20 protein-coding genes are annotated in these 21,058 nt (G+C 66.3%); all 20 read right to left on the reverse strand.

Features of this window, described 5'->3' with window-relative positions; all coding sequences use genetic code 11:
* Positions 1 to 22: 22 nt before the first annotated feature.
* Positions 23 to 1,066, reverse strand: coding sequence for a hypothetical protein (locus NRY95_10955; GenBank protein ID UYC18426.1), 1,044 nt, complete (start codon positions 1,064 to 1,066; stop codon positions 23 to 25).
* Complete coding sequence (locus NRY95_10960; GenBank protein ID UYC18427.1) at positions 1,017 to 4,619, reverse strand: hypothetical protein; 3,603 nt, start codon at positions 4,617 to 4,619, stop codon at positions 1,017 to 1,019. The genes NRY95_10955 and NRY95_10960 overlap by 50 nt, the downstream gene beginning before the upstream one ends.
* A complete protein-coding gene (locus tag NRY95_10965; GenBank protein UYC18428.1) occupies positions 4,616 to 5,470 on the reverse strand; it encodes a hypothetical protein in 855 nt (284 codons plus the stop codon). Before NRY95_10965 ends, NRY95_10960 begins: the two co-directional genes overlap by 4 nt.
* A gap of 42 nt (positions 5,471 to 5,512) precedes the next feature.
* Positions 5,513 to 6,439 (reverse strand): phage tail protein, encoded by a 927-nt coding sequence (locus tag NRY95_10970; protein UYC18429.1) that lies wholly within the window; start codon positions 6,437 to 6,439, stop codon positions 5,513 to 5,515.
* 95 nt (positions 6,440 to 6,534) lie between these two features.
* Positions 6,535 to 7,662 carry a hypothetical protein gene (locus tag NRY95_10975; protein UYC18430.1) on the reverse strand — a complete coding sequence of 376 codons (1,128 nt, stop codon included), beginning with the start codon at positions 7,660 to 7,662 and terminating at the stop codon, positions 6,535 to 6,537.
* Positions 7,663 to 7,667: 5 nt separating this feature from the next.
* The gene (locus NRY95_10980; GenBank protein UYC18431.1) at positions 7,668 to 10,781 is read right to left on the reverse strand and encodes a baseplate J/gp47 family protein; all 3,114 of its coding nucleotides are present in this window, start codon (positions 10,779 to 10,781) and stop codon (positions 7,668 to 7,670) included.
* Between the two features lie 12 nt (positions 10,782 to 10,793).
* A complete protein-coding gene (locus NRY95_10985) occupies positions 10,794 to 11,009 on the reverse strand; it encodes a hypothetical protein (protein UYC18432.1) in 216 nt (71 codons plus the stop codon).
* Positions 11,010 to 11,023: 14 nt separating this feature from the next.
* The gene (locus NRY95_10990) at positions 11,024 to 11,413 is read right to left on the reverse strand and encodes a GPW/gp25 family protein (protein UYC18433.1); all 390 of its coding nucleotides are present in this window, start codon (positions 11,411 to 11,413) and stop codon (positions 11,024 to 11,026) included.
* Between the two features lie 3 nt (positions 11,414 to 11,416).
* Positions 11,417 to 11,779 (reverse strand): PAAR domain-containing protein, encoded by a 363-nt coding sequence (locus tag NRY95_10995; GenBank protein ID UYC18434.1) that lies wholly within the window; start codon positions 11,777 to 11,779, stop codon positions 11,417 to 11,419.
* Between the two features lie 61 nt (positions 11,780 to 11,840).
* Complete coding sequence (locus NRY95_11000) at positions 11,841 to 12,467, reverse strand: phage baseplate assembly protein V (protein ID UYC18435.1); 627 nt, start codon at positions 12,465 to 12,467, stop codon at positions 11,841 to 11,843.
* Complete coding sequence (locus tag NRY95_11005) at positions 12,464 to 13,507, reverse strand: contractile injection system protein, VgrG/Pvc8 family (GenBank protein ID UYC18436.1); 1,044 nt, start codon at positions 13,505 to 13,507, stop codon at positions 12,464 to 12,466. The genes NRY95_11000 and NRY95_11005 overlap by 4 nt, the downstream gene beginning before the upstream one ends.
* Positions 13,500 to 14,135, reverse strand: a complete 636-nt coding sequence (locus NRY95_11010) for a hypothetical protein (protein UYC18437.1) — start codon at positions 14,133 to 14,135, stop codon at positions 13,500 to 13,502. Before NRY95_11010 ends, NRY95_11005 begins: the two co-directional genes overlap by 8 nt.
* Positions 14,136 to 14,143: 8 nt before the next feature.
* The gene (locus NRY95_11015) at positions 14,144 to 15,790 is read right to left on the reverse strand and encodes a hypothetical protein (GenBank protein ID UYC18438.1); all 1,647 of its coding nucleotides are present in this window, start codon (positions 15,788 to 15,790) and stop codon (positions 14,144 to 14,146) included.
* Entirely contained in the window at positions 15,790 to 16,281 is a 492-nt protein-coding gene (locus tag NRY95_11020; protein UYC18439.1) for a phage tail protein, read from the reverse strand. Before NRY95_11020 ends, NRY95_11015 begins: the two co-directional genes overlap by 1 nt.
* A 177-nt stretch (positions 16,282 to 16,458) precedes the next feature.
* Positions 16,459 to 16,815 carry a hypothetical protein gene (locus NRY95_11025; GenBank protein ID UYC18440.1) on the reverse strand — a complete coding sequence of 119 codons (357 nt, stop codon included), beginning with the start codon at positions 16,813 to 16,815 and terminating at the stop codon, positions 16,459 to 16,461.
* 12 nt (positions 16,816 to 16,827) lie between these two features.
* Positions 16,828 to 17,274, reverse strand: a complete 447-nt coding sequence (locus NRY95_11030) for a phage tail protein (GenBank protein UYC18441.1) — start codon at positions 17,272 to 17,274, stop codon at positions 16,828 to 16,830.
* Positions 17,275 to 17,305: 31 nt separating this feature from the next.
* Positions 17,306 to 18,901 carry a phage tail sheath subtilisin-like domain-containing protein gene (locus tag NRY95_11035; GenBank protein UYC18442.1) on the reverse strand — a complete coding sequence of 532 codons (1,596 nt, stop codon included), beginning with the start codon at positions 18,899 to 18,901 and terminating at the stop codon, positions 17,306 to 17,308.
* Positions 18,902 to 18,920: 19 nt separating this feature from the next.
* Positions 18,921 to 19,478 (reverse strand): carboxypeptidase-like regulatory domain-containing protein, encoded by a 558-nt coding sequence (locus NRY95_11040; protein ID UYC18443.1) that lies wholly within the window; start codon positions 19,476 to 19,478, stop codon positions 18,921 to 18,923.
* A 14-nt stretch (positions 19,479 to 19,492) separates the two neighbouring features.
* A complete protein-coding gene (locus NRY95_11045; GenBank protein UYC18444.1) occupies positions 19,493 to 20,101 on the reverse strand; it encodes a DUF4255 domain-containing protein in 609 nt (202 codons plus the stop codon).
* A 5-nt stretch (positions 20,102 to 20,106) separates the two neighbouring features.
* Entirely contained in the window at positions 20,107 to 21,036 is a 930-nt protein-coding gene (locus tag NRY95_11050; protein ID UYC18445.1) for a hypothetical protein, read from the reverse strand.
* Between the last annotated feature and the right edge of the window lie 22 nt (positions 21,037 to 21,058).

The following is a 21,058-nucleotide window of genomic DNA, read 5'->3' on the forward strand; positions in this document are numbered from 1 at the left end:
GGCTTGGGGATCGCGGACCGGTTCAGTGGTCGCCCTGCCTGCCATCGCCGACCAGGCGCATCAGCGCGCGGGTCAGCAGGCGCCGTTGGCTGGGGCTGAAGCGTAGATCCAGTGCGGTCTGCACATTGTCGAGGAACACGCCGATATTGCGGTCGATCAGTTGCAGATCGACGCGATTGGCGCTGTTCTCGTTGATCTGCACCAGGGCGCGGATGCCGTTGTCGATCAGCGTGCATTGCTCGGGAGTCAATGCGCGATCGACGAGGCGACCGAAGGCGGCGACCACGTCCTGGATGTCGGCGGCCGCGATCGAGCCGGCGGTCGGCGCCTCGCTCGCCAGCGGCGAGCATACGATCGTCCGCAGGCTTCGCACGAACCGCTGCCGGGTCTCTTCGCTCACGTCCGGGTTGGTGGTGTCCCCGAGGATCTGCGCCAGATCCTTCACTCTGGCATCGATCGCCTGCTGCGCCGAGGCCAGCATCGTGCTCTGCGTCTTGCCCGAGCGCAGGTCATCGCGCAACACGCCCATCGCCCGCGCCATCTCGCTGCGCGCCGGCACCGGCACCTCGCTGTGCTCGGCGTGGCGGGTCGGAATCCAGTAGAACTCGATTCGCGGCGCCGGACCGATCTGCGCATTCCATGTCAGTTCGAGCACCCACGTCTCGCCGCGGCGGACCGGCATGGTGAACGCGCCTGGGACCGGAATGTTCACCTGCGTCATCCCCTTTTTGCCGCTGCTGATCGGGTAGCGGTAGGCGAACCCGGTCGCGTAGACGAAGCTGGTGGTGGAGCCCTGCGCATCGATGGTGGAGCCTTCCAGGGTGCCCAGATAGTTGTCGGTAAGAGTGGGTTGGCCGACGACGGCCATGACCAGTCCGTCGGTCTGTGCAAGCTGGCTGAAATGGGTGCCGCCGTCGGTCAGGGCGGATTGATCGTAGGCGACGCGTTTTCCGAACGCCATGTCTGCAGCCTGGTTCATGGTGGTTCCTTTATGGGAGCGAGGCGGACGCGGTGATCTAGTGTTCGAGGCGGGCGGAGCCGTCGCCGACAAGGCGTACCAGCGCACGGGTGAGCAGGCGGCGTTGGCCGCTGTCGAGTTGCCGCTGCAGCGACTGCTGCAAGTTGTCGATGAACAGGTCGATGTTGCGTTTGATCAGGTCGATGTCGTGGCGGTTGTCTTCGTTGTCGTTGATCTGGATCAGCGCATGCACGCCGGCCGCGAGCAGTTCGCGTTCTGGAGAGGCGCCGCCGTGTCCGAGGATGCGGGCGAGGGTGTCGATCAGCGCAGACACGTCGCTCTGGTATTCGGCAGAGGCGGCCCGTTGCGGCGGGCTGTTCGGTGCGCACACGACCTTGCTCAGCTGCTGCACGAACTGTTGCCGGCCCTGGTCGTCGCTCATGTGGATCGCATCGCCCAGCACATGGGTGAGATCGTCGACCCGTTGCTGTACGCCCGATAGCAGTGCGCCGGCGGTGGTGCCGATGTCGCGTCCGCTTGCCAGCCCCTCGCGCAAGGTCTGCAACTGCATCGCCATGCCGCCGCCTGGAGGAACCGACACGGCGGCGCCGAGCGTGCGCTGGTCCGCGGCGGGCGGCGAGCCGAGCGGGATCCAATAGAATTCCACTGCCGGCGCAGCGCCGAAATCCTTGTTCCAGGTACGGGTGAGCTTCCAGGTCTCGCCCTTGCGGACCGGCATCGTGAATGCGCCTGGTACCGGGATCCGCGTGACCGTGCTGCTCTTCTTGCCGGAACTGGTGGTGTATAGGTAGGCCAGTCCGGTGGCGTAGACGAAACTGGTGCGTTGGTCGCCGTCGAACGTCTCGCCGGCCAGCGAGCCGCAGTAGTTCGCGTGCCAGACGGGTTGGCCGATGGTCGCCATCACATAACCGTCGGTATGCGCCTGCTGCGAGAAGGTGGTGCCGTCGTTTGTCAGCGCGCTCTGGTCGTAAGCCTTCCGCGCACCGACGATCTGCACCGAGCCATCGCTGGCGATCTGCGAACCGGACACCTGCAACGCATTGCCGCTCAGCGTCGCCGCATTCACCACGGTGTCGCTGCGCACGTCGCCGCTGGCGTGCAGCGTCGCCACCTCGACGCTGCTTTTGGTCACCGTCAGCAGCGGCGCGGCAGCGGCCTCGCCGACCGTCAGCAGTTCGTCCCGGCTGCCGTCGCCGGACACGGCGATCCCGCGCGTGGCCAGCAGCGTCTGCACGGTCAGATCGTCGACGTTGACGCTGCCGCCGGAGAAGTTCACATCGCCGTCGACCTGCAGCGCGTAGCGGCTCTGCACCTGCTCCAGCGGCAGGTTGATCGCCACCGTGTTGGGCAGGTCGACGAGATTGTTGGTGACCACGATCAGCGCTGGCGGCACCGGATCCCCAGGCGGCAGCACGCCGTTGTCGCTGTTCGCCGCCATGTAGGCCAGCACCGACGGGGTCACCACGTAGGCAGAGGTGGCCGCGGACAGTTGGCTGGAGGACGGCAGCGGATTGCCGTCGGACTGGATCAGGGTCAACCTGGTCTGGCTATCGACCGATTTGACCAGCATCGTCTGCCGCAGCGTGGCGGTCGCTGGCACCACGATGCGGGCGTAGGGCTTGAGGGTGGAGAACTGCGTCCCGGTGCCGGTGAGCTGAAGACCGTGGCTGCTGATCGTGCCCGGGCCCGGCGTCGGTGCGCCGGTGCCGACCCGGATCGCATACGCCGAGTCGGTCACATCGACCGGGAACGCGCTCTTCAGGGTCAACGCGGTGTCGCTGGCCACCGCGGCCACCGCGCACTGCTGGCTGACCGAGTTCGCCGGATCGAAGCGCGCGACGGCAATGCGGCCGCCGACCGCCACGTCGCGGGTGAACCGGGTGCCATTGCCGATCAGGGTGGTGCCGTTGCTGCTGATCTGGCCTGTGCCGGGCTGCATGTCGCCACCCGGTGGCTGATAGCTGTAGGCCGAATTGGAGACTGCGATGGGCAGCTGCTGCTGCAGGATCAGGGTGGTGTCGTCGGACACCTGCGAGACGATCCCGATCTGCTCGATCAGCATGCCGATGGTGATGGCGTCGCCCACCGTGACCTGGTCGGCGAACGCGGTCTGATAGCCTTCCAGCACGCTGCCGCTCAACGAGGTGATCAAGCCCAGGCCGATGAACGACTGGCCGCCGCCCACGCTGAGCGAGGCGATCGGATTCTTGTCGCGGATGCCGACGTTGCCCTCGTTGTAGTACAGGTTGCTGGTCGGGGTGCCGATCGTTTCGCGCGTCCAGTAGCTGAGGATCGGCAGGCCTTGCAGTTTCGATCCGTTGCCTTCGAAGCTCTGCGCCTGGATCGCGCCGCCGGCGATGACCGAGTCGGCCCGGATGCTGCCGCCGACCACCAGTGCGTCGGCCTGGATCTGGCCGTTGACGTCGAGCGCGGCCGCCGGATCGCGATTGGTCAATGCGATGCCGACCCGGCGTTCGGGCGTGATCATCAGCGCGCTGCGGCCGTGTTCGCCAAGCGCGGCGTTGACCGAGGCCGGCATGCCCAGGGCGACCGTGCCATCGGTGCCGATTCTCAACAGATCGGTGTCGGCGTTGCGGCTGAACCGCACCAGCGTCGAACGGATATAGGTGTAGCTGATGCTCTGCAACGCCGGGTTGAACACCCGGTCGACGGTGACCCGGCGGTTGAGCTTGTCGACGGTGACGATCGTGCGCCGCTGCGCGACCCCGATCGTGGTGGTGCCGTTGGCCTGGGTGGTGATCGGCGGATCGGAGATCAGCACGTCGCCGACCTGGAAGAACGGCGACGGCGCGTCCTGCGACAGCGTCACCTGCAACGCATCGGAGGACAGCGCGCCCTGGCCCTTGAAGGTGATCGCGTCCACCTGCAGATTCGCCAGCGGTTGATCGGTGCCGATGCCCAGGTTGCCGCGCGTGGTCAACAGCCCCATGAACTGGCTGCGGCTGGCGTCCACCTCGAGATAGACCTGCGCGGCGCTGCCCTCCTTGCGGGCGGACAGCCGCGGATACAGGCGGCGGTCGTCGGCATCGGCGAGATTGGCCGGCATGCCGCGCATCGCGCCGCCCTGCACGCCGGCGCCTTCGGTCACCAGGGTCAGCGCACCCAGGGTGGAGCCGACGTAGCGCCGGGCGACGTTGCCGGAGCGATAGGTGAGCGCATTGATCGCCCCATCGTTGGCGAAGCCGACCACCGCCAGCACGATGTCCATGCCCGGCCGTTGCAGGTTGCGCACGTAGCGCAGCCGGGGCTGCTCGACGATGCGCTTGTAGCCGGCCACCCCGGTCTCGTCGCTGTAGTCGTCGTAGACCTCGTCGTAGCTGATGGTGAGGAAATAGCTGGTGCTGGCGTCCACGTCGTCGAAGCGCAGCACCTGCGGCTGCAGCAGGACGATCTGGCGCCCCAGGCTGTCGAGGGCCATCCCGGCGCGTACCTCGACCTGCCTGGCGGTGCTGGCCTGGTTCCACAGCACCTCCAGCCCGCTCGCGATGCCGTAGGTGTACAGGCTCTGGTTGTTGAGGCTCTGCATGACCATGTGGTAGCGCTGCTCGCAGGTGAAGTCCGCGGTCAGCAGCGCTTCGCCGGCGAAGTAATTCGGCCGCTGGATCGTCGTCGCGTTCATGCGCGCACCCGCGGGCCGGCCGGGGCGGCAGAGGGCAGGGCTAGCCAATTCACCTGCACCTGCAGCACACCGTCGGTGCGCGTCTGCAACGCGCTGACGGTGAGGCTGAACTGGGTTGGTCCGACCGCGCCGACCGAGGCCGCCAAGGCCGACGTGCCCAGCACGGTGACGCTGACGAAGGGCGGCGAGGTGAACGCCGACGCCGCACCCGCATCCGCCGCGTAGGACACTTGCACGGTCACGCTGTCGGCCGGTTTCAGCAATGCGGTGGTGTCCACCGTGACCGTGCCGTAGCGCACGCCATCCAGGTCGGGCGTGGCGCTGAGCTGGCCGCTGGCGGTGCTGGACAGCACCGCTGGCAGGCGGCTGGTCACCGCGACGCGGCTGTCGGTGACGCTGGCGATGGTGCCGTTGCCGCTCGGATCGAGGTCGACGGTGGCCAGGATCACCGAGTTCTCGGGCGGCAGGTTCAGCGCGGCGTTCTGCAGGATCGCGGCGCTGTCGTACAGGTCGGCGCTGCTCTTGACCAGCGGCGGGTAGCACAGGTACAGGCCGTAGCGATTGCCCAGATTGCTGGCCGCCCCGATCGCGTTGCCGCTGGCGCCGGGAAACACCAGGAAGTCGCCGCCGGCATCGAACGCCGCGCCCGCAGCGACCGTCAGGGTGTTGTTCTGCAAGGTGACCGACAAGCCGTTCAACACGCCGGGCGTGTACAGGTATTGGTTCTGCAATCTGATCCAGTTGCTGAAGTAGTCCTGCTCGAGCGTCATGTTCTGCGCGGTCAGGAACATGCCGTCGTGGTAGTTCAGGCGAACCGCGATGTCGGAGGGAAGGGGACTGCTGGCGCTCATCGAAAGGATTCCCGGTACGTGATTAGGTGCGATGCAGGCCGGTCAAGTGCTCGGCTTCTGTTGGCCCGGCAGGCCGAGCAGCGTGTTTTGGCCCAGCATCGCCGCGCTGCAGATGGCGGCTTGCGGCAGATCCGCGACCGGCAGCTGCATGCTCGGCACGATGCCGATCGTGTAGCGCGTTGCGGCCGGTTTCGCCGACGCCAGCAGTTGCTGCAGGCGCTGCTGCAACTGCAGCACTTGCTGCACGTTGTCGCTGATCAGGATGAAATCGGGGTTGGCGGCATTGGGCAGGGTGATGAGCACCTCGAACAGCCAGGGGAAGTAGCCGCAGACCACCGCGTCGCCGCGCCGATAGCGATCGCGCACGACGAAGCCCTTGCCCGGCCCGTCCTCGACGCGGATGCCGGGCGGCTCAGGATTGGTGACCGTGACGCTCACCTGGCCGCTGATCGGCGTGGTGCCGGCGGGCACGCCGTCTTGCGCAGGCCGGTAGGTTTCCCCGGTGATCGGCAGCGGCAGATCCAACAGCAGTTTGAGCAGAAAGGTCAGCCCTTGCGGCGTGCCGCGCAGCCGATACAGCGCTAGGATCTGGGCGATGACCTGACGTTTCTTGTCCAGCGTCCAGCCGTTGTCGGGGAGCAGCGCGACCCAGTCGCCGAGCCAGTTCAGCAGCCCGTCTAGCCAGGCCTGCACGGCATCTTGCGCGGACGCGCCGGCCTGCGGCTTGCCGCTGAACGCTGCGGTCGGGTCGCTGGGAACCGGTACACCGATGTAGCGGTCCAGATCCGCCAGAACCGCGTTTTTCTCGGGCGTGCCAAGGCCGGAGATGGGCGGGATGAAGTCGCGGTCCGCCGGGTCGAACAGGAAGCTCAGACGCGGATAGAACAGATTGCCGATGACGTCGGCGGCCAGCAGCTCCTGGATGCCGCGGCGGCCGTCGAGCGCGCCGTCGTCCAGCCCGGTCAGCAATTTCTCGAAGATGCGCAGGTAATCGCCGACGAAGCTGGAATCGGCAGCACCATAGACGGCCGGCAGATAGCGCAGGTAGGCGGATGGCGGCTGGTTCATGGCGGCGCGTTGCAGGCAGTGATGTCGAGACAGCGCAGCTGCGGCAGACCGCGGTACTGCAGCGCGGTGCGGCCGTCGGGCAGTGCGGCGAGCAGGGTGTTGACGCCCAGTTGCGCCATCTCGTCCAGCACCACCGTCGGCAAATAGGTGTAGACGAACGACTCGATCGATTCGACCCCGCTCGCCGCCAACACCATGTGCATCAGATCTTCCGGATTCGGCGCCTGGTCGTAGCGCCAGCCGTCGGCGTCGGGACCTGCGCTGGGCAGCAGGTAGCCATACAGCTGCGCGACCAGCGCCTCCAGCGTCGCCGTCATCGGCATGTTCGGACGGCAGCGCACCGCGATCGTCAGATCGATGGCGGTCAGCTGCGCCGGCTGTACGCGCACCGCGGTGCCGGCGATGACCCGTGGTGCCAGGTAGGTGCCGACCTGGCGCCGCAAGGTCTCTTCAGCGGTGGGGTTCGGCTGTGGCTGCAGCAGCAACACGCGCCGCGCCCGGTGCGGGGCGCTGTCCTGGTTCGGGTAGGGCGGATACCGATACGGCCAGGGCGCATCGCTGAGGATGCGCAGGCAGGTGGCCTGCTCGGCGGCCTGCGCGCACGCCCGCTGCACGTACAGCGGCATCACCGTTGTCGCGCTGGCGTGGCCGCTGCGCCGCTGTGCGTCCTGCGCGGTGATCATCCGATTGCTTTGCAGCGCCAGCTGTTCGACATTGTCGGCGGTCAGCGCCAGATACGGTTGCTGCAGGTACAGCAGCACCTCGCGTTGCAGGCTGGCCTTGCTCGCCTGGGCGCCCTGCTCCAGTCCGGCCAGCACCGATTGCAGCGCCAGAAAGTCGAAGTCGTAGTCCTTTGCGGCGGCGGCGCTGTAGTCGGTCTGGTTGGTGCTGAACGCCAGTCCCAGCACCCAGCGCAGGAAGTTCAGCTCGGTCGTCAGCGGAATCCGGTTGGCCTGGTATAGCAGCGATTCGTCCAGCCACGCCAGCAGCTGCAGCAGGGTGATGCCGGGGTCGCTTTCGTTGTAGTCGGTCCATTGGTCGGTGTACTGCGGAATGCGGCGGATCAGGTCGGCGACGATCTGTTCGTAGCCGACGGTGTCCAGGTCGGGGAGTTCGAAGCTCATCGCCGTCAACCGGTGTAGAGCTGCAGCGAGACTTGCCCGGCGACCGGCAACTGTCCGGGCTGTAGCCGGATATCGCCGTTCAGATGCCCGTTGAGGCTCAGCGCGAGCACCGCGGTCACCTCGGGGAGCGTGCGCAGGAAGCGGTTGACCGTCATCGCCTGCACCGGTCGGCCGAAACGCCAGCCGCTATGCGTCGGGCCGCCGAATACCGGTTGCAGGAACGCCAGCACCTGCGCGACCAGGCGCTGTTGCAGCACGCCGCGCTGGTCGGGCGGGCAGTCGACCTGCAATTGCGCGTCGATGTCGATCGCCACGAAATCCGGGGCGACGGTGTCGATGCGCGGCGCCAGGGCCGCCAGGCACTGCGCGCGCACCGCCTGCGCGACCTGGGTGAGGATCGCCGGCGTGGTGTAGGGCACGGCGGCCTGGCTCTGTGCCAGCAAGGCGATGCGGATGGTCTGCTGCGCGGTTTCGATCGCACGCGCCTGCGCCACCTGCTGGCTGGCCTGCGCGGCCAGCGCGCTGAGATCGCCCAACTGCACGGCGTAGCCACTGGCCTTGACCAGAGCCGGGCTGCGCAGGGCGATGTCGGCGCTGGTATCGCCGTCGACGCCGCCGCTTGCCGGCGTCGGGTTGGTCACCGTATCGATGCCGCTTATGCCCGGACGCAACAGGGTCAGGCGATCGCGCGCGACGTTGCCGGCGATCCCGCGGGTATGGTCGTAGTGCGCCACGACGATGTTGTTGTAGCCGGCCGGCGGAATCCGTCCGTTGTGGCCATCGCCAAAGGTGACCAGGCCGTTCTGGCAATCCAGCGTATACACCCGGTCGGACGGCCCGCACAGGGCGAAGCTGTCCACTTGCCGCCACGGCTGCGGCAGCGGCGCGGCAGCCTGCATGGCCGCCGCCGAGACGCCAGGCGCCGGGTCGGGGGCGAGCGCCTCGATCGCCCGCGTTTCCAGGACCCGCAGATCGATCGTGGGCAGTACCGGGGCGTAGTTCAGCGAGAACTGCTGCCCCGGCTGCTCGTTGCTGGAACCCAGCACCTCGTCGTCGACGCCGGTGAGCCCGCTGGCCATCACGGTGTTGGGGTAAAGGCCATGGAGACGGACCGTGCGCTTCACGTGCGGAGTGTCGGCCCGGAACCAATACGCCTGCTGCGAATAGAGCGTCGCCGCCTGCATGGCCGCCGGCACGATGAAGCTGACGATGCCCGAGCGGCTCAGTCCCTGGGTGCCGTCGTCGACGGCGAGCGCCAGCCAGGCCTGGCCGTCGTGGTACTGCCATTGCAGCGCAGTGCCCGCGCTCGTGCATTCGCGTTCCAGATGGACGTACAGGTTCAGGCGCCTGCCGACCGTTTCCACGCCGAAGCTGCCGGTGGCGAACGCGAAGTAGAAGCCGGTCAGCTCCGCCGCCACCGGCTTGAACGGGCTGAACAGAAAGCGGCTCAACTCGAAGGCGTTGTAGCTCCAGTAGCGCGTCGGTTGCGCGGCGTAGCTGTAGCCGATGCGCAGCGAGCGCACGAACGGCGGATGGAACATGGCCTGGTTGAAGTGGTAGGAAAAGTTGATGCCTTCCACATCGTTGAGATAGGCGATGACGCCGCCCTTGTTCGCGGCTGGCAGCACCTGGTCGGGAATGCCGGCGATGGTGTCGGCCACGCTGGTGGTGACGAATCCGCCGGCCTCGCCGTAACCGCCTGTGGCGATCAGCGCACGGATCCACAGCCCCTTGCCGCCGGCAACTGTGGTTTCCTGCATCGGCGGGCACTCGAACTGGACCCAGGTGGGGCCGGCGGAGTTGTTGTATCGCAGGGCGTGGGTGGTATCGACGAACTGATGCTGGCTGATCTGCGCCAGGCTCTGGTTCAACGACTGCCACGCGGTTCCGTTCCAGAACTGCCAGTACAGCTGCACCTCGGACTGCGCCTGCACGGGTACAAGGTCGAAGTTCAGGGTGATGCGCGCGCCGGCCCGGCCGAACACCGCATCGTTGCGCACGTAGAAGGCATCGCTGGTCTGCGGCGTCTCGCCAAACGGATAGGCGCCGTTGCGGATGTCCAGCAATACCACGTTGCATGCCGCCTGCTGCGCCGGGATGCCGTCGCCGCGGAACGTGCACTGCAGTCCGGTGATCACCGGCAGCTGCTCGGCCAGGGAGGCCAGCACCTTGACCTGCGGGTCGGGCTTCACCAACAGCCAGGATTCGGGCAGTTGATCGTTGGCCGTGGCCTGCGGCGCGGTGAAGCCGGCGCCGGGATCCTCTTGCGCATAGATCTGCTGCAGCAGCTGGTCGATCGTCCGCGGCGCGGCGAGCGGCAGCTGCAGCAAGGTGATCTCCAACTGGCGCGCGTCGTCGGAAACCTCCAGTCGGACCGAAAGCGGATTCAGCGCGCCGTCGAACCATTGTCCGAAGTACTGCGCGTGCAGTTGCGTTCCGTAAAGCGTGACGGTGACGCTTTGCAATGCCGGATCGGGTCTGAACAACTGCGCGTCGCCGAGGATGAACCAGTGCCCCAGCGGCGTCTCGGTGGGGTCGGGCCTGTCGCCAGCGACGAAGATCGGCACGCTGGGCGGTTGCGGTTGCGGTTGCGGTTGCGGCAGGGCGGCCGCGCCCAGCACCTGCATCGCGTCGATGTACTGGTCCTGCGCGGGGATCAGGGTCATCGCGGCGCACAGCGAGGCCGGCACGACCAGCAGTTCCTGGTTGGTCTGGAATCGGATGTCGTGCGCGTCCGCGTCCAGCACCGCGGTCTGCGCGGGCACCGGCCGCGCCGGCTGTCCCGGCTTGAGCGTGAAGTGCAACGGCGCCAGCGCCGGCAGCGGCGGACGCAACCGCATGCCCATGAACTGGAAGAACGCCTGCCGCCGTTGATAGGGAATCTGGTTCTCGATGGTGGCGGTGTAGCCAGCCATCTGCGCGAACAGATTCAACAGCACCAGGCCGGGATCCTGGTTGATGGCCTGCGCCGCCGCGTCCGGATCCTGCGCGTCTGCCGGCTGCGCGACCACTGGCGGCCAGTAGCCGCTCCATTGCGGCGTGTAGCGCTGCGCCAGCGCCAGGGCCTGTCCGTAGAAGGCCTCGGCGGTGCGGAAATCCAGGATCGGCGGCGTGGTCATGCGCGTGCCGGGCTAGGACGCCAGCGGGACCGCAGACTGCGGGGAGGAGGGCGCGGCAGCGTCCGGCTCCTGCAACAATTCCTCCAGCGCCTGGATGGCGCCGCTGATGCGCAGCAGGGTCTGCTGCAGTTCGTCCTGCTGCGCTTGCAGCCGTTGCAGTTGCGTCCGCCCGGCCTGGTAGTTGGCTTGCAGTTCTTCGATTCTTGCGCGGATGGTCTGTTCGTTCATGCCCGGGGCTCAGTTCATTTCAGGAAGAATGGGTACACAAGATTGGCGGGCTGGTTGCGGTCGCGGATCAGGTAGTCGATGGCGATCATCAGACAATTGGCCTGCTGGGCGGTCGTGGTGACGACGACGCGCAAGGTCCGGATGCGCGGCTCCCAGCGATTCAGCGCCTGGGTCACGTACAGCTGCGCCAGACTCACCGCGGTGGCGTTGCCGGCGGAGAACACCAGTTCGTTGATCCGGCAGCCGAACTCCGGCTGCATCACGCGTTCGCCGGGGGCGGTCTGCAGGATGATCCGCAGCGCCTGCTCGACGTCCTCGGCACCGCGGGCGAACTGCAGCTTGCCGCCTTGCACGGCAACCGGAAACGCCCAGCCTTGCCCGAGAAAATCGCTGTTGGCGGCCATGCCCTAGCCAGCCTTCACGTTGCACAGGCCGAGCACCTGCACCGTGGGCGGCGGCGCCTGGGCGGGGCCGGGAGGAAGGTCGTGACAGGTTTCGCATACATCGCCCATGCGCGCGGCGGCGCGGCCATTGATGCGGACCGTGGCGCTGCCCATGAGAATGCGCCCCAGATTGGCCGGGGGCACCTGAAAGGTGCCGCTGCTGGGAATATGCGGCGGCACGTTCTGCGCCATCGAACCGACGGTGGCCGCCGCGCGTCCGTTGATGCGCACGTTCAAACTGGTGTTGGACGAGATCTTGCCGTTGAACGGGAATGGCTGCGGCGTCGGTACCGGGCCGCCGGGGCTGGGGACCAGCACGATGTGCATGTCGGCAGCGTTGACGATGCCGTCTCCTTGCTTGGCGGACGCTTGGCCCATCCCGCACTCCTCAGTTCAGGTCGATCATCGTGGCCGACAGCGCCAGGTTCTGGCCGCCCTGCAACTGCATGGCGGTATCGGTCAGGGTGGCCTTGACGCTGCCGGCGCTGTTCTGCACCGCGACCTGCGCCCCGCTGAGGGTCAGCGTGCCCTTGGCGCTGATGGCGAGGTCGCCTTCGCTGCTGATCGATATCGTGTTGCTGGCGGTATCGATCTGGATACGGTTGTTGTTGTTGTCGACGATGACGATGCGGCCTTTGCCCTCGTCGCTGTCGTCGAGCAGGACGGTCTTGCCGCTGCGGGTCTTGATCATGCGCAGGTCCTGCTGCTGCGCCGCTGCCACGGGCGGCAGCTGCGCGCCGTTCCACAGGAAACCGAGTACGTAGGCACGGCTGGCGTCGCCGTTGGCGAAGGACAGCAGCGCCGAGTCGCCGATCTGCGGCAGGAAGAAGGCGCCGTAGTCGGGGCCGCCGAAGAAGCTCACGATCTGCAGCCAGTCCGATTCGATCGATGCGTCCATCAAGATGAAGCGCACCTTGACCCGCCCCCAACCCTGCGGGTCCTTCGTGTCGAGCACGGTGCCGAGCGTGACCCCGAACGCCATGCTGTCGAGGGTGACGGCGTCATCCGGGTTCATGCGCCGGTTCTCCTGAGTTTGAATTCGGTCTGGTAGCCGCTGTCGACGTCGTAGCTGTGCACGCTGGAGGTGATGTAGTAGATGCCGTTGAAGCGCTGGCTCAGCCCGCTCAGCTTGACGTTGACGCCGGCGACAAGGTCGGGGTCGCCGAGCATGCTGCTGCTGCCCTCGATGAACGGGCCGAGATTGCGCTGGTACTGCGCCTTGGCCACAGCCTGCAACGCTTCCGGAGTGCTGATGTTGGGGCGCAGGTACTGCACCGAGGAGGCCGGAAAAGCGTCGGCCATCTGGTAGCCGGTCTGGCGGCCACCCATCTTGTCCTGGGTGGTTCCCGCATCGGTCACCGCGCTGACGGTCCGGTTGGAGGCCAGGTCGTAGCCGGTGACAGTCGTGGTTCGGCCGAGTGTGGGCAGGCGCAGACTCAGTTCCAGATCGGTGGCGTCCAGCGGATAGTTGACCGTGCGCACCGGGCTGCCGCCTTCGGCCGATGGACGGAACACCAGCGTGGTCTGATCCATCATCAGCTCGTAGTTGATCTGCGCGCAGCGCTGCATCAGGAATTCGTAGTCGGTGACGTTGTTCTGCAGCACGTAATCGTTGATCACGCCGTTTTGGCCGACCAGCTTTACGGTCAGCCCGGCCGCGCGCGCCACCTGGGCGACGATGTCGTTGTCGTTGGATTTCAGATAGGTGCGGGTGCGCGTGCCGAACTTCAGCCAGTACAGGCGGTCGAAGCCGCGGATCGTCGCGGTCGAGTACGTGGAAAAATGCGGTTCGATCGCGGTGATCTCGCCGCTGACCAGTTGCCTTGTGCCGTCGATGCCGAGGAATACCGCGATCGCGTCGCCTGGCTTGAACACGTCGAGATCGACGTCCTGCCAGGCAGCGGACGCCGAGGTGATGGTGAGCGTGAAGCTGAACATCGTCGGTACGTTGATCTCGTTTTCGACCCGTACGTTCTGGATCGCCGCAATCACGTTGCTCGGCAAGGCCTGCCGGTTCTTCAGGATCCGGAAGGCCCCGGTCTGCACGCTAGACATGGGCGAGTCCCTCGAAACTTTCCCCATGCGTATCGACGATCACCAGCAGGCGCCCGATGTCCGCACGGGTGGGGAAGTTCAACGGGTCGTCGATGCCGTTGGCCGCGGCGATCAGGCGCCACTGCTCGGGATCGCCCAGGGTGCGCTGCGCGATCAGGTACAGCCGGTCGTTCTCGCGCACCTGCCATAGCCGCCGGCAATTGAACTTTCCCTGGGCATGCTGGTCTTCCTGCGGCGTCAGCACCGATTTGAAGGTGACCGACAGTTCCGCCCGCACCGGCACCCCGGAACTGAGGAACATCGTGAATTTCTGGTCGAGCTTGCTGATCATGCCCACGAACAGCGGCCCGGCCCAGGTGAATACCAGCACCGGCGGTTCGCGCCGGTCGCCGTTGCCGACGCTCGGCTGCGTCAGCGCGACAATCCGGTTGGTCTTGGTCCTCACATCGGCCTGCTGTTCGTAGGTATCGAAGAACAGCGAGACGGTCAGGTCGTCGTCCTCGACCCGCTGGAACTGGATATTCGAGCCTTGGCCCTGCAGCACCACGGTCTTGTTCAGCGACAACTCGGTGGGGTTGTACATGACCGGGATCTCTTCCCGCGTCTGCTGCACGACGATCTTGGCCATCTCCAGCATCAGCGCACCGCCTTGCGGTAGCGTTCGACGCGATCCGAGTGGGCGAGGGCGGCCTGGACCTGCCGGACCAGCTGCTTAACCGTCTGCGGAGAAAGCAGCGCGTTCGCCACCGCCGCCTGCAGCGACTGGCCATGGCGCTGTTGCAGCAGCTCGCGCACAACCTGGGTCTGTACGCTGTGTTCGATCCGCTTGGTGTCGTGCGCCCACTGCGCGGCGCCAGGCGTCGGCGGACGACGATAGGCGAGCGCCTGCGCGGCGCTCGCGGCGTAGCGCTGCAAGGCCTGCGCCGGTGCCGGCGTGTCGATCGACACCGATGCGGCGGCCGCTGGGATGGCGATCGTCGTGCCGCTGGCCGCTGGCGCCGCGGTGGATGGGGGCGCCGCATGAGACGCGCGGGGGCCGATCCGGACGGCGGCCGCGCGTGTCTGCGACAGCGGGTCCGCAAGCGTCCTGGCGGGCGTGCGCGCCACGCGCTCGGCCATGCTGATGCCCAGCGCTGCCTGCTCTGGCCATGGCGCGCCCACCGGAGGCCGCGTAGTTGATGCCGACCGCGGCAGGGCGGCGCGGTGCGGGGCTGCAGGCGATGTCGGCTCGGCCGCGATCCAGCGCACGCCTGTGGCCGTTCCCGATTGAGGCCTTGCGGGCGTGGTCACGGTCCGCAAGGCCGCAGCGGCGCCCTGTGCTGCTGGCGGTGCCAGAAGCGACAGTGTGTGCGACGGCATGTGCAACTGCGCTTGGGACGGCGCTTGCGATTCCTCGCTGGGCCGTGGCCGCGCGCCGGCGAAGGCGAGCGTGGCGGTCCTGGACGTGGGCTGCAGCGCAGTGCCGGCGTGCATGTGCATGCGATTGGCGATGCCGGCGCCCGTCGCGGCGCGGTCCTTCGCCGCATTCCGCAGCAACACCCTCCGTGGCGTTGGCGTCGCACCGCTCGCGCGTCTGCCGTCGCGCGGCGCGGCGGCGCTCACGCCGGTGCCTGGCGCTTGCATCGCCGCTGCCACGCGCAGGGCCGGTGGGCGCGTCAGGTGCGACGTCGTCGGCGTGATGTCGCGATCGCGCGCCACGCGCATCAGCCGCGGGCGGCGGTGGCGACCAGACCGCACCGCGACAGTCTCCCGCGCGTCCAGCGTGCGCGCGTGGTGCGTAACCGGCGCTGGGTCTGACAATCGCCGCATTGCCGGCAACGCCGGGGCGGCCGCTCCGGTGTGGCGATAGGTCGGCAAGGCCGCATCGAGCCGCACGTGCCGTGGAGGCGTCGCCGCCGCGGCAACGCGAAAAACCCGCGACTGCGACGCGATAGCGCGGTACCGTCCCCCGCTCGTCAAGGAGCCGATGGCGAGCACTGGTCGAGACCGGGATCGGCGCTGGCGTTCGCGCAGCTGCGTGCGCTGCCAAAGGTGTTGCAGCAACCGCTGCGTCGCGCTCAGCAGGCGCCGGATATCCTGGTGCAGCCCCATCCATTGCGGCGTTGCGTTGCGTTGTGGCCACAGGTAGTCGAGACGCGGCGCGGCATCGGCGGCCGATGCCGCGATCCGCACGCCGACCCTGGCCAGGTGCCGGCACTTTGGCAACCGGCGCGCGGCCTCGAGGCTATGTGCCTGAAGCCTCGCGCCGCGGTGGGCGGAAAAGGCAGGCGGCGGCGCTGGCATCAACGTGTGCCTCCAGCGGAGTGCCTCTTTATGCCTTCATGGGCCAGGGTGAAACTCTGCGTCGCGATCAAGGTCTGGCTGGCATCGACGCTGGGCCCCTGCCATTCGATCGGCCACGCGTTGTAGAAGTTCCAGCTGACGGTCGGACTGCCGAGCGGATCGAGCAGATAGATCGATCCGTTCTGGCGCGTGATCTCGCCGCGCAACGCCGCTGCGTACCAGCCCCACATCGAATCGCTCGCGGTGATGCCGGACTTCAAAACCAGATCCGTGTAGGTCACCTGGCCGGGAAGCCTGTATTCGGTGTCGTTGACCCCGCCCTGGCGCACCGTCTTCACTTCGTTCTTCGATTGCAATCCTTCCACCGAGGTGAACCCGCCGACGACGATACCGCCGACCTCGACGCAGAAGTTGTAGGCCATGAATGGATTGGCGGATACGCCCGATCTGCGTCCGGTAGCGCCGCCCGTGCCGTTGCGACCGATAGACATCTCATGCTCCCAGGTGAAGGCTTTTTTGCCGTTCGTCGCTGTTCATCGTCTGGTTGATCCGGCTGATCCGTTCGCACCAGCGGCGACGTTCGGCATGTTCCATCGCGGTGATTTCCCCGTACGACCAGTGGAAGTGATACGCGATGAACGCGATCTCTTCGTAAAGATGGTCGGGAACTACAGGGAGCCGCGTTTTCCCACTTGTTCGAACCCCGGCAGCTGTACCACCTTGTCTTCCGGATCGACCTGGTTGATGCGGTTGTACAACTCCTGCAGGTAGGCGAAGTCGGCGGAGAACAGATCCTCGATGACCTTGGTGTTGACCATGTCCAGGGTGCCAAGCCGTACCACCACCCGCGACAGCACGATGATCGCCAGGTAGGCCGGGTTGCTCTGCACCCGGTGGTCCTTCAACGGCAGGATCTCGTCGCCGGCGGTGGCCAGGCGCATCACCCCGTTGTTGTGCAAATTGCCGTCGCTGTCGCGGTAGCCAAGCGGCAACGCGAACTCGATCTCGGTACTGATGGCTTTCATGTTGTGCTCCGCTCAGGAAACGCGCGTCATGTATTGCAGGGTCAGTTCGAAGGTCTCGACCATCACGTCGCTGCTGGTGGCGTTCAGCCCGGTGCTTTCGTACTTGCTGGGCCAGGCGTTGATGACGTTCCAGCGCGCCTTGGGCGCTCCGCCCGCATCGAGCAGGATCAGCGAGATGTTCTTCTGCGCGCCTTGCGCGGTGGAACCCTTCTGGGCGACCAGCTGGTGCCAGTTGTACAGATCCATCGAATCGGTGATGCCTTTCTTCAGCGACAGCTTGCCGTAGGTGGTCAGGCCGGAGAACGAGCGCTTGTAGGTCGGGTCGGTGCCTTCGCGGTAATCGACCGTCTCGACCGTGCTGTCGGGGATCGTGGCCTCGGAGAAGGACGCGATCTGGATGCCGGAAATCTCGACCTGAAAGCGGAAGCCGCGGTAGGGGTTGGTCAGTTGTGCTGCCATGCTGATGCTCCATGAACGATACGGCTAGCCCTCAGGCACTGGCATCGGGGCCTGCGGTCTTCTGCGTCATGCGGATGATGACGAACTCGGCCGGACGCACCGGCGCGACACCCACATCGATGTACATCTGCCCCTGCACACGTGTCTCGGGCGGGTTGTTGGAGGTGTCGCAGGTCACGAAGAACGACTCGGCCGCGGTGGCGCCGAACAGTCCGCCGGCCTGCCACAGCGCGGTGAGGAATGCGCCGACGTCGCGGGTGACCGATGCCCAGGTCTGCGCATCGTTGGGTTCGAACACCACCCATTGCAGGCTTTGCTTCAGGCTCTGCTCGATGTAGATGAAGAGCCGGCGCACGCTCAGGTAGGTCCAGTCGCTGCCCGGCGGCACCAGCGTGCGCGCTCCCCAGATCACGTTGCCGTAGCGGAGGAAGTTGCGAATGGCGTTGATTCCCTGGGGATTGAGCGTGTCCTGGTCGGCGTCATTGATCTGCGCGTTGAGCTGCACCACGCTCAGCAGCGCGCCGTCGCCGACGCCAGCGGGCGACTTCCAGACCCCCACGTTGTTGTCGGTGAACGCGTAGCGTCCCAGCACCGGCCCCGACGGCGGTATCGGGACGTTGGCGCCGGCTACCGGGTTGTAGATCCAGACCCAGGGGTAATAGATCGCCCCATAGCTGGAATTCAACGCGGGTGCGGTGGTGCTGCCGGCTTTGAAGCTGCTGATGCCTGCCACGGTCTGGTCGAACGGTGGGTCGCAGACATAGAACAAGTTGCGCATCGACGCGCCCTCGCAGAACAGCAGCGCCGCGCTGATCAAGGCCGCCTGCTGCGGGATGCTGGGTAGGCCGCCCGCGTCGGTCGCGTTGACCGTATCGGGCATCGCCAGCAGGCTTGCGCCCTGAACGTTGGTCAAGGTGGCCGTCGCGCTCTCGAAATCCCAGGTCGCCGCCGCGCCGCCTTGCAGCGGCGTCGCCTTGCTGCTGTTGGGTGGACGCGTGCTGCCGGTTACCACCGCGCGCACGAACATCGAATTGGCGTTGATCGCGGCGGGCAGGGCGGTGCCCATGCTGCTGGCCGTATAGCCGTTGTAGGCTTCCAGCACGTAATAGGACTTACCGAGGATCGGCTGCAGCGCGAGATTGTTCTGCACGATGTAGGCTTGCAGCGTGGCCGTGGCCGCGCTCGCTGCGCTCAACGATGCCGGGTCGACGACGATGCTGAGATTGAAGACCTGCGATACCGCACTGTCCGGACCGCTGGCGTTGCTGATCGTGAAACCGAGCACGTTGGCCCAAGGGCCTGGCGTGACGGCGCTCAGCTTGATGCCGCCTGCGGCGGCGTTGGCCTGTTTGCCCGTCCCCTTGGTGTCGGCGACGCGGACGATGTAGCACGCCGTTCCGCCCTCGTTGAAGAACTCGAAGACCGCCCACGACACCATGCCGTTCCAGACCAGTCCGCCGAATTGACGCTGGTAGGCGCTCCAGCTGGTGATCAGCGTAGGCTGCTGGCTGGAACCGAACTCGGTCACGCCTACGAACACGGCGGTCGAGGTGGAAACGCCCTGGATGGTGCGGGCGCTTGGAATTTCCTCGATGTAGACGCCGGGATGATAGTAGTTGGTCGCCAAGGTCGTGCTCTCTCAACAGTTAACGTAGTTCGGTGGCCACGTATTGGGTGGTCGCAGGTTCCAGTACCAACTGCACTTCGATGGTCGTGTGACCGCTCTTGCTGAAGGTCAGTGTTACTTCGGTCTTGGCCGCCAGCTTGCCGCGCAACGCCAGGGCATAGCGGCCCAGGTAACGTCCGTAGTCGGAGGTCTGCGTGCTGGCGTCGCGCGGCTTGGCTTGCCAATTCTGATAGCGCGCAGCGACGCTGACCCCGGCGAGCGGAGTCTGCTGCGATGCCGACAGCACCAGGCCGCGGATCAACGTGGTGCCGGCAGGGTAGGGATACAGTGGACTGGGAGCGAGTCTGCACGGGACGATCGCTTCGGCCAGAGGCAGACGCGGCGGCACGCTGAAATCGACTCGCTGTGGAAAAAAAGGCAGTGCCTGCAGGGTGAGCTGATAGTCGCCGTCCTCCAACTCGCTGAACGCATAGAAGCCGTCGGCCTTGGCATGAGGATGGCAGGGCTGGCCGTTGAGCACGAATGTCGGACGCACTCCGACCATTGGCGCGTCATTGAAGCCGTCGATCAGTTGCACCACCGCGCTGAGCCTCATGGTCCCACCCGGTAGTCGGCATCGGCCTGGACCACCAACTCCGAGCGCGTCGCGAAGCGCGATGGAATGCGCACCGGCGACAGCGTGTAGAGCTTGGTCAGCTTGTAGCTGCGGTGCGGGAAGCCCGACCAGATGTTGCGCAAGCGCTCGCTGGAATCGAACTCGGGGATGATCTGTATCTGTTCGTTGCCGGTTCGCTTGAGCGTCGGAGTCAGCCATTCCCCCGACAGCTGGCCGACATCGTGGAAAAGCTGCATCAACTTGTCCACCAGCACCAGTTCCAGTTCGGCCGACCGTGCGTACGGCACGAGGAGATAGGTCAGGTCGACCACCAGCGGCGCCGCGATCGTCTCCAGCGCGGCCGGCGCCGGCGCCGCGGCCGCCTGGCGCGTGATCCTGGCCGGCAGGTTGCGCATGTAGGCGTTGACTTCGGTCTGATACAGATACAGCGACAGCTTGGTTTCGTCGTGGCTCTCGATCTCGCCGGGCGAATCGAACACCACCGCCGATTCGGCCTGCAGCTCGGTGACATTGCGCCGGATCAGACCGCGCAGCGCTTCGCTGACCGAGCGCAGGATCAGGCCGCTGTCCGTGAGGTCGGGCATCATGCTCAAAGAGTGAATACCGTGTCGGTCTGGCTGACCACCTGCGGCTGCCGGTTGTGGACCTGGGCGATCACCGAGATGCTGCTGTTGCAGGTGGTGCGCAGGTACACGTAGGCCAATTCCTCCGGCAACCAGGTGAGATAGGCGTTCAAATAGAACTCCAGCAGCTGGTCGGCGTTGTAGCTGGCGTTGCTCGAATCGGTTACCGACCTGGTGGTGAAGGAAAGCGTGTCGCTGCCGTAGGACATCGACGTCAATGGGATCTGTCCTTGCTGGCTGGCCAGGATGATGCCGCTGGACCCGGAGAAGTCAGGGCCCAGCGACCAGCTCACCTTGCCGAGTCCTTTCTTTGCGGTGACGATCACGTCGATCTTGTTGCCGTGGCGTGCGCCCTTGACCGTGAAACTCACGGGGCGGTGGTTGCGCCCGTGCGACGCCAGCACCGCACTGATGCGGCCATTACGCCACTGCACCGCGCCTTGCGCGCCGAACACCGCCATGACCACCGCTTCGTTGTTGAGCGTGCAATACCCCTGCAGGTAATCGATGCCAGGGGCGACCAGCAGGTACAGTGTCAGCGTGAACGCGTTGTCCGCGCGATCGCCTGCCTGGCCGATCGCGCCCGTCCGGATCGACAGCACCGAATTGCTGAATTCGATCGCCTGGATACAGGATTCGACGTCGGCGCTGGAAGGGGTGACGTTGTAGGAGAAGCCGATGCTGTCGCCCGAGCGCGCGCCCAGCGACCACGCAACGCCGGCGGTGGTCAGGGTGAAGTTCAAGTTGCTGTTGGAGGCGATGTTGCTGAACAGAAGCGTGACCGGGAACAGCGTGCCCAGGCCCGCCTGCTCGTCTGCGCGCGGCGCGGTGGCGGTGGGCGTGGGCGCGAGTGACGCGCTGGACCCCGCGGGCGCTGGAGGCGATTGCGTCGTCATGGACGGTCCTTCAGGTAAGTGG

Source organism: Xanthomonas campestris pv. phormiicola (assembly GCA_025666215.1).
Classification (GTDB): Bacteria; Pseudomonadota; Gammaproteobacteria; order Xanthomonadales; family Xanthomonadaceae; genus Xanthomonas_A; species Xanthomonas_A campestris_A.